This window comes from Streptomyces sp. NPDC031466 (genome assembly GCF_055581265.1).
The window spans coordinates 470667-483982 of sequence record NZ_JBVIJT010000001.1 but is presented as its reverse complement, the minus strand read 5'-3'; the positions used below and the strand labels follow the sequence as shown (position 1 = coordinate 483982).

Here is a 13316-nt window from a genome sequence, read left to right as displayed (position 1 = left end):
ACACACACCGAAGCTCCCAGCACGAGGATCGGAGGATAAGCATGGAACTCCCGACGGTACCCGCACTCCAGTCGCCCCCATCGACGGAGGTGGAGACCAAGTGCCCCCGCCACATCGGTATCGTGCTGGATGGCAATCGCCGTTGGGCCAGTCGGCACGGCCTGAAATCGGCTGCCGACGGGCACCGCACCGGGTTCGGCAAGATCCCCGACATACTCACCTGGTGTGCGGAATCGGGCATCCACGTCGTCACCCTGTGGATGCTCTCCGACGACAACGTCGCCCGCCGCTCCGCCTCCGAACTCGAAGACCTGTACGCCATCCACGAAAGTGTCATCAGCCGGCTGCGCCGGAGCGACCAGTGGCGGCTGCACCACATCGGCAGTACCGACCTGCTCCCCGAGCCGATCGTCCGGTTACTCGCCGATACCGAAGAGGCCACCCGCCACAATGCCGGGATGCTGGTGAACCTCGCCATCGGCTACGGAGGGCGCCGCGACATCGTCGCCGCAGTGCGCTCCCTGGTCGAGGACGTGACAAAGGGCCTGGACGTACCGGTGACGGAAGAAGAACTGTCCAGGCGACTGTCCACGGCCGGGCAGCCCGACCCGGAATTCATCATTCGTCCGTCCGGTGAATTCCGAACGTCAGGGTTCCTGTTGTGGCAGGCCGCCCGCGCCGAACTGCACTTCTGCGAGCAGCTATGGCCTGACTTCAGCAGGGAGGACCTCACCGAGGCCCTGCAATCCTTCAGTCATCGCCAGCGCCGCTTCGGCTCCTAGCTTGATCCTTGAACCTGGGGTCCGGAAGCTTGGGCTCTGAACAATCGGAAGGCGCTCGCCCAGGAGATCATCCCCCTCTTTGAGGGCGACGGGCGAACCCCGGAACAAGACCCTGCGCGGGCGCCGGTTCCACATCAGCTGCGCCATCCAAGGCGTCGCCGCGCTGCTCGCACGGCGTGGCTGGACTTTGCCGGGCCGTGTGCGCTTGCCGCCGCCTGCACGGTTCGGGAGGGGGCCGACGGAATCGGACCCGAACCACGGGCACCTTGCCGACGGCCCACCGGACTCTCAACAGTCACCTCGCAGTAGGATTGCGCCGCGACATTGACGACCCGGCCCGGCTCACAGTCTTCCAACTGCCGGCCTACGCACCCGATCTCAATCCCGTCAAGGGCACCTGGTCCGTGTTGCGGCGCACCGTCCCGTCCAACCGGGCTTCGCCGCCCCCCAATCCCTCACCACCGCCGTCCGCCGACGACTACGTCAGCTCCAATACCGCCCCGACGCCCTCCGCGGGTGCCTCAAGGCCAGTAATTCACAACCATTCAACGCGTTCACGAGAATGTCTCCGGCTCCGTCTTGTCACGGGGTGCGACGAGTGGGTTGATGGTGCTAACGGCCACTATTTCGGCATCCGATATACGGCTACCAGAATTATTCCACGAGCGGAATCCGTTGGGATCCGGGCAGGCCGGCCAGCGTGAAGCGCCGTTCCAAGGGCAAGTCGCGTCGGCAACACCGGACGGCCGCGGCATCGGATACGCCATGACTTAAGAGTGGGCGAGCCGGCGGCCTCGGCGACCCTCGCAGCCCGCACCGAAGAACCGCTTCTCCCGACAGCCGCATCGCTCGAAGAAGCGACTGAGCAACAGTCCTTTCGAGGAGATCCAGCATGGATACTGAAGCCAATCTCGGTTCCCTTCAGTATGTTCCCTCAACGGGGCGTCCAGTCCCCGAAGCAGAGCCTGAACTCGTGGAGCGGTGGCGCTCGGAGGGAGGCGAACTGGTCGAGTTGCTGTCGCAGGTGCGCGAGCGGTTCGGCGGCATCGCCGCCTTCCGCCTCGGGTCGACCCCCACCGTTCTCGTCACCGATCCGCAGGTGGTCCAGCATGTGCTGGCCCGGCACTCGGAGCGGTATGTCAAGCACTCCCACCGCGCCCGTGCGCTGATCGGCGACGGCGTCATGGTCGCCACCGGTGCGGCATGGAAGCGGCAGCGCCGCATACTGCAGTCTCAGTTCACCGGTACCGGGATGCGCCGCTACGAACACCGGATAACCGGGGCTGCCCGTACCACCGCCGGACGCTGGGACGGATACGCCCGCACCGGGCAGACCCTCGATGTCGGGCAGGAGATGCGCCGCTTCGCCCTGGACACCATCTGGCGCTCCCTTACCGGATACCCCCTCGATGACGGAACCGAGCGCGAACTGGCCGCCGTGGCCACCGCGGCAGCAGCCCTTCCGACCCTGCCCGCTGATGCAACCGATCCCCAGGGCGCCATTGCCGCCGATCTCGCCCGAATCGACGCGGTCGCCGGACGCACCATCGAAGCCGCCCGCAGTGGGGCGGTCGGCCCCGACGGCCCCGGCCTGCTGCACGTCCTGCTCGACGCCGCCGCCGAGCAGGAGGAGTACACTCACCGGCTGATCCGCGACGAGCTGGTCACGCTGCTCGTAGCCGGGCACGAGACCACTGCCTCCACCCTGACCTGGCTCTACCTGCTCCTCGATCGCCACCCTGACGCCCGCGAACACGCTCTCACCGCCTGCGGCGAAGGCCCGGAGCAGCGCCGTCAAGCTATCCGGGCTCTGGTCAACGAGACGCTCCGGCTCTACCCGGCCGCCTGGGCCCTACCACGCCATGCCGCCGAGGACGACACTCTTGGTGGCTACACCATCGAGGCGGGTACGGACATCCTGGTCTGTCCGTACTTGACGCACCGCAATCCCGAACTGTGGCCCGACCCAGAGCACTTCGACCCCCTGCGCTTCATCACTCCGAGCGTCCGACCCGCCCACCCCGGCGCCTACTTCCCCTTCGGTATAGGCCCTCGTGCCTGCCTCGGCATGCAATTCGCGCTCCGTGAATCGACCACCATGCTCGAACATCTACTGCCTGCCTACACCCCGACCTTCCACGCCACCCCCACGGGGACGGTGTACGGCATCACTATCCGCCCCGATGGCCCGACCTCCGCGACCCTGGTACCGCGACTCCCATGAATGCGGAGGGTCCGAAGTCAACGGATACAGCCGTCTCCTTTGCGGGCATCGCATGGGTGTGGGCCCCCACGGCCCTGGCGGCTGCTTGTCCCCGTCCAAGGACATGGCGGGCAGCGGCGTCCCGGACGATCCATTTGCGCTCAACGACCACCGGTGGCTTCCGAGCCCGGACCGGCGCGCGAATCTGCGACGAGCGGCCACTGGTCTTGAGGCGGGCCGCGTGAGCGCGCCCCGCTATGCACATGAGAGCCCGGCTATGCACGTGAGCCCCGGCTGCTCCGCGATGCCGCGAGAGAACCGGCGCGGGACCATACCGACCTCGACCATGAGCAACCGTCCTCGACAGGCTCCCCGTCCCCAACCGCCAGCCCGGCAAATAAATCAGGAAGGCAGGAAGGACACCGATGCAGGTCAGCGCCACACTTCTCATGACCGACCAGACTGTCGGTCCCGCAGATCTCGCACACGACTTGGAGGAGTACGGATTTTCCGCCCTCTACCTTTCCGAGCACACACACATCCCTGCGAGCGGGGCCACACCATACCCCCTCGGCGGTCCTTGTCCAGAGCCGTATAGCCGGCTCCTCGACCCCTTCGTCGCCCTCACGGCAGCAGCCACCGTGACCGAACGGCTGCGTCTGGGAACTGCGATCTGTCTGGTCGCACAGCATGATCCGATCATTCTCGCAAAGCAGATCGCGACGTTGGACCTGCTGTCCAACCAGCGTTTCACGTTGGGGATCGGGTTCGGCTGGAACCGTGAGGAAGCCGCCGACCACGGCGTGGACTTCGCTGACCGACGCGAAGTGGCCCGCGACCATGTCGCGGTGATGCGAGCCCTGTGGGCGTCAGAACCCGTCGGGCACCAGGGGATCTTCGCACGGGTCCAGCCAAGCCGATGCCACCCCAAGCCGGCCAGGCCGGGTGGGCCCCGGATCCTGGTGGGCGGACAAGGAGCTGCCACCACACGGCTCTTCCAACACATTTGCTCATACGGTGACGGATGGCTGGCGCCGGTACTCGACACCTCCGTATTCGAGGACGCTCTCGTGCGTCTGAAAACCCAATGGCGGGCCGCAGGCCGGGACCCCGCAGACCTGTTCGTCGTCCCCTTTCTTCCGAGCCCGCACCTGGCGCCCGGCCCAAGGCCCGGCCTGCCTGAGGCGGAGCGATTCGCCGAACTCGGTATCACAGAAATAATCGTTCAGCTCCCCTCTGCGGGACGCGGCGAGGTGCGTAAGGACATGGACGAGTACGCCCCCCTCCTGGCCCAACAGTCCTGACAAGGCAGCCCGATAGAGGAAGACATCACCTCATGGGAGGACCTGTGACCATGGCTGCTCCCAGACGTACTCTCTGGAGTTGCCTGGGCGGGCGGCGCAGATGAATCGCACCGCAGATCGAGAAGCTGTCCGTCGATCTCGGCGGGCATCCGGAGGCCCTGCGCGGCTGGAATCCACCAGGCCGAGGCGGACGCCGGTGAACGGGCGGTCTGCGTCAGCCCGGCGAACGTCAGCGACCGGGACGGCGCCGCGGTACTGCTGGCTCAGGGCGCGGGGAAGCCACGCGAGGCCGTGTTCGCCGTGGTTCCACACCGGTGGATGATCGAGCGACGTTGCTCCACCGCGCAACCAGAGCCCTGCCCTGAACGGGACTTCCCAGACACCCACTAGTCAGAACACCTGCGACGGCCATCTTCACGCAAGCGGCGTCCCCGTAGTACAGATGGCGTCGGCCAGTGGTCGTGCCCGTGGGGTCACGACGGGTTGCGGGCTATCTCGTATATGCGCTGGTGTTCCTGGATTCCCGCGAGCCGGTAGCGCCCTTGGGTGTGGTGAGGCAGCACGTGGTGACCACCGTCCGTGTGCAGGGGGCGGGTGCGTAGTTCGCGGTAGGTGCTGTAGTCGATTGGCCGACGTCGGGAGATTGCATCGCGATGGGTGGCCGTACGCAGGCCGGCTTGATAGTTGGTGGCGACCTGTCCGGTGAAGAACTCGGCGACACTTCCTGACCCGTAGCTGAAAAAACCCAGTGTTTCACCGGCAAGTTCTCCGTCTCCCTCCAAGAGAGCTCCCAGTGCGAGGTAGAGGGACGCGGTGTAGCTGTTGCCGACGACCTCGTTGTAGCGAGTGGTAGGGGCGATGGCATGCTCGACGGCGGCGGCATCGGCCTGCACTCCGGCTTGGCTCAGCAGGTGCTGGTGTGCCTTGAACGCCATCCGGGTGAAGGGCTGGTGATAACAGACCGTGTGGATCTTCTCGATCGGGAGGCCGTCGTGGTCCTGGTAGTCGCGCCATGCGCCGTCGACTGCCGCCAGGTAGGCGGCCAGCGACTTCTTTCCGTCAACGAGCGCGGTGGAGCGGTAGTTGGGGCGCCAGAAGTCCATGACGTCCTGGGTGTACAGGCCCGATGGACTGTTGATCTCTACGAGGGCAGGGTCGGCTGACACCAGCATGGCTGCTGCGGCGGCCCCTTGGGTGGCTTCTCCCGGAGTGTCGAGGTCGTAGCGGGCCACGTCACTGGCCAGGACGAGGACCTGCTGTGCCGGATCACGGTGGACCAGTGCGGACGCGAATTGGAGTGCTGCGGTTGCCCCGTAGCAGGCTTGCTTGAGTTCAACGACCCGCACTTGCGAAGGAAAGTCGAGCAGCGAGTGGACGTAGACGCCTGCGGCCTTTGATTGGTCGATGGACGATTCAGTGGCGAAGAGGACCGTGCGGATGCGGTCGGCGCCGTGACGTTCGATGATCGGTGCTGCTGCGTCGGCGGCCATGGTGACGATGTCTTCGTCGGCTGTGGGCACGCTCATTTCCTTCTGGCCGATGCCCCTGTGGTATTTGGCCACGCTGGCGCCGGTGTGCTTGCTGAGTTCGGCGTGGGTGAGCACGAGGCCGCCGGTGCTGAAGGATAGATCGTGGATACCGACGGTGGGGTCAGCGGACATGGTGATCTCCGTTGCTGCGTTCGAGTCGGTTGTGGGCTTTCATCAGTTCACCGGGATTGGTCTGAGCCGCCAGCAGCGACAGTTCGCCGCACAGCACGGTGGCGGCGGCGAGAACGGCGAGACGGCGTGCGTTGTCTCCGACCGGACGATCGTCGCGGCAGCCGAGCGCGGTGAGGGCCTGGTCGACGAAGTCGAGGCCTTTTCCGTTGCCGACCGTGCCGACGATGAGGTTGGGCAGCGTGCAGGAGAAGTAGAGATCGCCGTCGCAGTCCTGGGCGAGGGTGACGCCTTGCGATCCCTCCACGATGTTCGCGGCATCTTGGCCGGTCGCGAGGTAGAAGGCGAGCAACATGTTCGCGTAGTGGGCGTTGGCGGAGCGAATGCCTCCGGCCAGGAGCGTGCCCACCAGGTTTTTGTTGATGTTGAGTTTCACGATCCGGGCGGCCGTGGTGTGCAGGCGTTCGGCGACGAGCTGTTCAGGGACGCGAATTTCCGCGATCACGTTTTTGCCCCGGCCCAGGATGCCGTTGATGGCCGTGGCTTTCTTGTCGGTGCAGTAGTTGGCGGAGATGGAGCCGTAACTGATGCCCGGTACATGGGCGAGAAGGTGGCCGAGCAGGGCATCGGCCGCAAGGGTCGCCATGTTGTGACCGGCTGCGTCCCCGGTGGAGAATTCGAAGCGCAGATAGAGCAGCGGGCCGACGATCTCCTCCCGCACAGCCAGGAGTTCGGCGAAGCGGCTGGTGCTGCGGGTGATGTCACGCAGTTCGTCGATGCGCTCGTGTACGGCTCGTGCGGCGATGTGGGCAGCTTCCGCGCTGTCGGCTTCGACGAGGACGGAGCGGGTCATGCGCTCGTCCACGAGCGTGGCTGTGATACCCCCCTCGACCCTCCGGGAGATCAGTGCGCCGCGGCCCACGGACGACCAGAGGGGGGACTCGTAGGTGGCGAGCGGCACTTCGACCTCGGTGGTGGCTACGTTGCCCGAGATGCGCAGTGGTCCGACCCAGCGTTGGGGAACGTGCGCGGAGGCCGGCTCGCCTCGCGGGGTGGATTTTGTTGGGGTGGGGTGGTCGGTCATCAGAGGCCCTTCTGGGGGGCGGGTGTGTCGATGTCGCGCAGCGCGCAAAACTCGCGCAGGGATCCGGTCACCAGCACGTCGCAGTGGCTCAGGTCTGCCGGGGTGTGGGCGCCGAGGAGCGTCATGAGGGCGGTGAGGTGGTCCAGCCAGGTGCTGATCTTTTCGATGAGGGCGCTCACGCCGCCGTTGAGGAGGGTCGTGAGGAAGATCCCGGAAGCCCCGACGGCGTGGGCCCCCAATGCGAGCGCCCTGGCGACGTCGAGCGGGTGACGGACGCCCCCGGAAGCCAGGAGCGGCAGCCCGTGGTTGCGTGCGTCGAGAAGGGCCGCGGGGGTGCTCAGCCCCCAGCTCTCCAGGTAGGCGTAGTCGGCGTGTGGGCGGCGGCCGTTCTCGATCCGGGCGAAGTTGGTTCCTCCGCGCCCGGCCACGTCGGCGATGTGCACGCCGAGGTCGGCCAAGTGGGAGACGGTGTGGCCGCTGAGACCGAACCCGACCTCTTTGACGATGACCGGGACGTCGACTGCTGTGACGATGTGCTCGATGGCGGCGGGCCAGGTGCCAAAGGAGCGGTCACCTTCGGGCATGACGGTTTCCTGCACGGTGTTGAGGTGGATCTGTAGCGCGTTGGCGTCCAGCAGGGCGACGGCTCGGCGGGCTTGCTCCGCGGTGGCGGTGGTGTTGACGTTCGCCATCACGAAGCCCTGTGGGTTGTGGTGCCGTAAGGGGGTGAAGGTGTCGGCTGTGGACGGGTTCTTCAGGTAGGGGCTCATGGATCCGGAGGCGATCGGCACTCCGGTCTCGTGTGCGGCGATCGCGAGGTCGCGGTTGATCTCCCCGGTTCTTGTGCTGCCGCCGGTCATCGCGTTGATGTAGAGCGGTACCGGCCAGTCCAGTCCACCGAACTGGGTGCGCAGCAGGACCCTTTCGCGGTCGGTGCCTGCCAGAGCATGGTGAAGGAAGTTCACCTCGTCGAACTGACTGTGTACCCCGGCCATGGGGACAGGAGCGGCGCCGTTTTTCCCTACGTGTTCGTGCTGGGCGGCGGCGAGGCGTACATGGTCGTCCTTGCGTGATCCGCTCATTGCGATCGTCCTCGGTCGGAGATGAGGGGAGGGCGCGAGATGGGGCTATCGGCGGGGTTCAGGGGGTCGGTGACGTGCAGTGGCAGGGCGGTGATCCCGGCTGCTGCCCAGCGCGTTCGCAGGGCGTGGGCGGGGGCCGTGTGGGGCAGCAGGGCGATGCCGCAGTCGCCGCCGCCGGCGCCCGACGGTTTGCCTGCGCCGCCAAAGGCCTCGGCTGCTGTGCACAGCTGGGTGAGCTGCGGGGTGAAGATGCCGAGCTGGGTGTCCTGGTCGAGGCCGGCCAGGATGTGGCGTGCGTCGTGGATGGCGGCGAGAAGAGCCTCGGGGTCGCCTCGATCGAGCGCGTGCGTCGCTGTTGTCACGCAGCTCTCGCTGCGTGCGAGAAACCGGTGGAAGGCCGCGCTGCCCCACCACGCTGTGGGGGTGAGTTGGCTGACGCGCGCGGAGGTGGAGGCGGGAGTGCCGCTCCAGCCCGTGTGCAACGACAGGGCGTCCGGCGGCGGCAATGACCGTACGGAAAACCCGGGCCACCTGGCCTGCAGTGTCTGTGCCGGGCCGCTGCTTCTCAGGCTCTGCAACAGGCGTGCGCGATCCGGGGCCTGGTAGACGATCCAGCCGCCCCATGTGCTGGCTGCCAGGTCCGCACCCGAGGGACCCGCATCCCGGCGGATACTCGCCAGCAGGGCCACGCGGAAGCGCAACTCCGGCGACATCGGTACGCCGCAGAACTCCGTCAGGGCAGTCACGGCCGCGACCGTCACCGCACCACTGGAGCCCAACCCGATCTTGACGCCCTGTTCGTGCAGACCGCTGCGGACGGTCAGCCGCACAGGTGCAGGCGGCAGCGCGAGCTGCGCGCGCAGTTCGTCGACCACCTCCACGACGGAGACCAGATGGGACAGGGCCCCACCCAGGTGCGGGGTATCCGCCACATCCAGTGGCCGCAAACCCGTGCGGCCGCGGAGCAGCCGCACCTCGCGAGGCAGGAGATCGGTGGCCAGCTCCACCTCCCCGTCCAGGGGCGTAGAGGCGGAGACCGTGATGAAGCGATCCACAGCCACCACGATCGCTGGCTGCCCCGGCTTCAGTACGGCGTATTCCCCCGCGATGAAGAGCTTGCCCGGGGCCGTGTGCGTCACCGTCTGGGGCATGAGCAGGCCTCCGTTTGCAGCGTTGCCCCGGGCCCACTGCGGGCCACGACCGCCGAGCAGCCGGACCACTCGCGCAGTGCGACGGCCACACGCTCGGCGTCGGCTCCGCCGCACAACACTTTGACGTTGGGGCCGGCGTCCATCGTTGCCCAGGCCGGCAAGCCTGCCTTCCGCATGCGGCGCACCTCCTCGAGCACCCGGTGCGAGGCGGGGGTCAGGTATCGGACGGGCGGCACCGCGCTCTCCATGGTCTGGTGCATGCCGAGGGCGTTGCGCTCGGCGATCTCGCCGACGGTAGCCAGGTCGTCGGTCTCCAGTGCCTGGCGCATCACGTTGAGGTCGGTACGGGTTGTCGCGAGCCAGTCCTGGAAGTGCGGGGAGGTCGTCGCCGTCCTTCGCATGGCCTCGCGGCTGGAGACCGGCTTGGGTCCGGTCTCCACCAGGACGACGACCAGCGCGAGGTCCAGAGTGGCGTTCACGAGGGGCTCGGCGTAGGAGGCGAGGTCGGGATCGGTGGCGTTGGGCGCACCCGCATGCCAGAGGACGAAACCCCCGAAGAGGGAGCGTGCGGCGGACCCGGAGCCTCTGCGGGCCAACCTGGACAGCGATCGGGGCTCAAGGGGCAGGCCGAAGGCGCAGGCCGCGGCGAGGGCGAGGGCCGCGAATCCGCTGGCGGATGAGGCCAGCCCGGCGCCGACCGGCACAGTGTTACGGGTTTCCACCGCGGCGCGCTCGGCCTTCCCGGACCGCTCTCGTACGAGGTCCAGGAAGTTGGTGATCCGCCGCAGCATCTCGCCCTCGGCAACGGCCCCGTCGACGATCACCAGGTCCTTCGTGGCGCGAGGGCTGAGGCGGACCTCGGTGGTGGTGGGGAAGAGATCCAGGGTCAGTGACAGGCTGTCGGCGCACGGAAGGATGAGGCGCTCATCGCGTTTTCCCCAGTACTTGACCAGTGCGATGTTGGGGTGGGCCACGGCGATCGCGCCGTCAGGACCGAACATGTCCCTCTCCTCTCGGCAGAGGGGCCGTCCAGGAGCGCAGGGAGTGTTCGCGGACGAAATGGGCGGCCAGTGCGTCGGCTGCGTGTTCGGTGGTTGTCAGGGCGATCACGCAGCCGCCGAGTCCTCCGCCGGTCATCTTCGCGCCGAGCGCGCCGGCCCTCAGCGCGGCTTCCACCAGGTGATCGGTGCACTGGGTGGTCAACTTCAGGCCGGCGAGCAGCGCGTGGCAGTCCGTGAGCCTGCGGCCCAGTGATTCCAGGTGGCCCCGCTCCAGGTCCAGCAGGGCCTGGCGGGTGAGTGCGGCGGAGCGGTCGAGGAAAGACTTACGGCGAGCGGGATCTCGCGAGAACCTCTGCCGCAGCATGCCGACGGCTTCCTTGGTGGATGCGCCGCTCCCGCTGTCCACCACGACGAGCCAGGAGTCAGCGCACACCGGCGGGACGCTGATCCGCCCTTCTGCCAGCAGTACGGGCCCGCTGCTGCCTGTGGTCCACGCGTCAATGCCGCTGGCTTGGCCATGCGCTGCGGTCTCGGACAGCTGTATGTAGCGGAAGACGGTGTCCGCGCTCAGCTCCAGCCCGAAGAGGTCGTCCAGCGCGAGGGTGAGGGCGCGGGCGGAGGCCGCGCTGGAGCCGAGGCCCCGTGCGAGCGGCACGCCGCTCTCCAGATGCACGTCCACCCCGGGCAGGACCGGCAGTCCTGTCTGCCTCAGGACGGCTTCGGTGAGTGTCACCACCCCCTCGGGGACCGGGCTTTCCGCGGTGTGCGGCAGCGGACCCGTCAGGCCTGCCGGCACGCCGGGTGGGGCAGCCACCAGGCGAAATCCCAGCACTCCGCATCCGCCCCGGTCACGGCGGGCGACGCGGGCCCGGCACCCCAGCCGGGGCACGGGCAGCGCCACGGCCGGAGCCCCGTAGACCGCGGCGTGCTCTCCCAGCAGGATGACCTTCCCATGAGCCAGCCCCGTGCCGGTGTCCCGCCGATCGGTGTCCCGGGCGGTCCCCGGCGACGACGGCGAGCACTGTTCCTGTTCAGCGGTCATGAGCGTTCCGCGTCATGCCCACCGCATGTCCCGCATGCGGGGACCGGCCCGGTCGGCAGCCGTCGCTCTCCCGCACGGGGACAGGCAGCAGGTGTGGTGGTGAGGAGGATTTCCAGGGCTATCTCGGAGCAGGTACGAATGTCGACGAGGTTGCCGGCCTCTGCCGGGAATATTGACGTTGCGTTCATGCTCGTTGATCCTTCTTGTCTTGGTGCGGTCTGGTGCCCCGGGCTAGGTGGGCCGCTCACGTGCTGCGTGCCGGCGTGCCGGGCAGGTGTCGGCACATCGCCTGGACTTTGACTTGCCAGATCCGGAGACCGGGCGGTGGCTTACGTCACGCGGTCTGTGCGATTTCCACGCATCGGGAGATGGTTGTGCCGTCTGCGTTGAGCAATTCGTCATCGATCGGCTTGCCCAGCGCATTTTGTAGCTGCTGTGCCAGTTCCGTGATCTGGAGGGAGTCGAGATCGAGATCCTCCAGAAGCCTGTGTTCCGGGTGGATACTTTCGACGGGCCTCTCGGCTAGGACGGCGACAATGTTCTGAACCTGTATCAACGTGTTCTGCTTGGTGGTCATGCCTTTCTCCTTCATTGGGCACGCTAGTGGCCCACGCCATGGGTTTAGTACAGTCGAATGTCAAGGGGCACAGAACGACTTGCGTCGCGTGTGGCGGACAGTGTCCTTTCATCAACTACTCGGGGAGTCGATGCCGAACCTGCCAGAAAAGAGGTCCAGACGTGCACGTGTTGACGGCCGTGAGTGTTTTGTCGAAGGAGTGGCCGCGCCGGCGAGGAGCCCCGTGAATACGCTTCTCGATTACGGTCTCAGCTGTTCCGATGATTCTGGTGCCCTAGGATGTCCGCACCGAACTAGGCGAGCCCGTTCAATCCGTGAATGCGTTGAACGCTTGTGAACGCGCGAAGTGACGGCCATCGCCTTGGCCCTCGGTGGGCCCTGATGGCAAGTGCCCTCTCACTGCAACGGACGGTGCGGTCGGCTGGACGACAGCTGCACCGCTCCATGCTGTGCGGGTCCTGCTGCTCCCTCGGGCACCGCCTCGCAGTTGGCGGAAATCGCGGTGCCGAAGGACATCGGCAGAGCAGAGCATGTTGCACCGAACCTCTTGACGCGTTCCGGTGAGAAACCCAGGGCGGGCCGCCACCGCGCCGCCGCACGCCAGGAGGCGGCATGTCAGAACGCGCGGCCGCAGCCAGGAACTCACCGTGTTCCTGGCGCAGGCCGGCTGCTCGGCTGGTGAACTCTGGCCCAGGCGGCCAACTGCCGGAGCAGAGCCGCAGCGCCCATCGACGTCTGTCTCAGTCTTCGCCGCGCACGACATTCCATTCTGGGGTCTGCTCAGCGGACGGCGCTGTGGCTTCGTCCCGGGGCACCCGGGCAGGGATATGCATACGCACCTTGCCCACCGGGTCGGCTGAAGGGGCAGCCTCGCCGCTGTCCATTCTGTTGATCGGCGGCCGTGCCCTGCGCTCCGGTGTGGCAGTGACAGTCTCATCCCGATTCATTGGATCCTCGTTTCTCTTCCCTGTGAGAGCGCTGATGCCTCGGCCGCAGGGAGGTACACGGCAGACCACCCGGGGCGGCCGGTGTCCTGAACGGGGAAAGGAGAGGCTACGAGGCTACGGAGCCGCCCGCACCGATTGCTGTGCCGGGCGACGTACGCGCCACTCTCCAACGAACTCCTCCCGTCGGCCGGTGCAAGCACCCACCGCTTGTCTCTTCTCTCCGCAGGAGCGGAGAAAAGGCGGGCTCAGGTGGTGGGCTACTTCTCCGGGTTCCCCGCAGTCCCAGCATCGAACGCAGACAGAACCAAGCAGAGCGTGCAAGCGTTGAACACGTATATCCCTGTGAGCCAGTGCCGCGCCCCGGCAGGAGTCACGTACCGAGCCGCAGCCGAGATTTGCGGGACAAGCGAGTTCCCGCCGTGGCGCTCGGTGGCAGCAAGGGTGAGCCTGTGGGGGCCTCTTTGTCTTTTGCCAAGTGAGGCGTG

11 protein-coding genes are annotated in these 13316 nt (G+C 67.0%); 4 read left to right on the top strand and 7 right to left on the bottom strand.

Annotated elements, in window-relative coordinates; all coding sequences use genetic code 11:
* The first annotated feature begins 41 nt into the window (after positions 1-41).
* From uppS to ACZ5GP_RS01715, 4 genes are all read left to right on the top strand, one after another.
* Entirely contained in the window at positions 42-782 is a 741-nt protein-coding gene (gene uppS / locus ACZ5GP_RS01730; protein WP_468748862.1) for a polyprenyl diphosphate synthase, read from the top strand.
* A 176-nt stretch (positions 783-958) separates the two neighbouring features.
* The gene (locus tag ACZ5GP_RS01725; protein WP_468748861.1) at positions 959-1486 is read left to right on the top strand and encodes a transposase; all 528 of its coding nucleotides are present in this window, start codon (positions 959-961) and stop codon (positions 1484-1486) included.
* A 188-nt stretch (positions 1487-1674) separates the two neighbouring features.
* Entirely contained in the window at positions 1675-3006 is a 1332-nt protein-coding gene (locus tag ACZ5GP_RS01720; protein ID WP_468748860.1) for a cytochrome P450, read from the top strand.
* A 404-nt stretch (positions 3007-3410) separates the two neighbouring features.
* Positions 3411-4289 (top strand): LLM class F420-dependent oxidoreductase, encoded by an 879-nt coding sequence (locus ACZ5GP_RS01715; RefSeq protein ID WP_468748859.1) that lies wholly within the window; start codon positions 3411-3413, stop codon positions 4287-4289.
* A 473-nt stretch (positions 4290-4762) separates the two neighbouring features.
* Here ACZ5GP_RS01715 and ACZ5GP_RS01710 read toward each other — a convergent pair whose 3' ends face one another.
* The 7 genes from ACZ5GP_RS01710 to ACZ5GP_RS01680 form a co-directional block, all read right to left on the bottom strand.
* On the bottom strand, positions 4763-5950 hold the full coding sequence (locus ACZ5GP_RS01710) for a hydroxymethylglutaryl-CoA synthase (protein WP_468748858.1): 1188 nt from the start codon (positions 5948-5950) through the stop codon (positions 4763-4765).
* On the bottom strand, positions 5940-7031 hold the full coding sequence (locus tag ACZ5GP_RS01705) for a hydroxymethylglutaryl-CoA reductase (RefSeq protein ID WP_468748857.1): 1092 nt from the start codon (positions 7029-7031) through the stop codon (positions 5940-5942). Before ACZ5GP_RS01705 ends, ACZ5GP_RS01710 begins: the two co-directional genes overlap by 11 nt.
* The gene (fni, locus tag ACZ5GP_RS01700) at positions 7031-8113 is read right to left on the bottom strand and encodes a type 2 isopentenyl-diphosphate Delta-isomerase (RefSeq protein WP_468748856.1); all 1083 of its coding nucleotides are present in this window, start codon (positions 8111-8113) and stop codon (positions 7031-7033) included. Before fni ends, ACZ5GP_RS01705 begins: the two co-directional genes overlap by 1 nt.
* Positions 8110-9264: a phosphomevalonate kinase gene (locus ACZ5GP_RS01695; RefSeq protein WP_468748855.1), complete on the bottom strand. Its 1155-nt coding sequence runs from the start codon at positions 9262-9264 to the stop codon at positions 8110-8112. Before ACZ5GP_RS01695 ends, fni begins: the two co-directional genes overlap by 4 nt.
* Complete coding sequence (mvaD, locus tag ACZ5GP_RS01690; protein WP_468748854.1) at positions 9249-10265, bottom strand: diphosphomevalonate decarboxylase; 1017 nt, start codon at positions 10263-10265, stop codon at positions 9249-9251. The genes ACZ5GP_RS01695 and mvaD overlap by 16 nt, the downstream gene beginning before the upstream one ends.
* On the bottom strand, positions 10252-11307 hold the full coding sequence (gene mvk / locus ACZ5GP_RS01685) for a mevalonate kinase (RefSeq protein ID WP_468748853.1): 1056 nt from the start codon (positions 11305-11307) through the stop codon (positions 10252-10254). The genes mvaD and mvk overlap by 14 nt, the downstream gene beginning before the upstream one ends.
* Before the next feature lie 334 nt (positions 11308-11641).
* A complete protein-coding gene (locus tag ACZ5GP_RS01680) occupies positions 11642-11884 on the bottom strand; it encodes a phosphopantetheine-binding protein (RefSeq protein WP_468748852.1) in 243 nt (80 codons plus the stop codon).
* Positions 11885-13316 lie beyond the last annotated feature (1432 nt).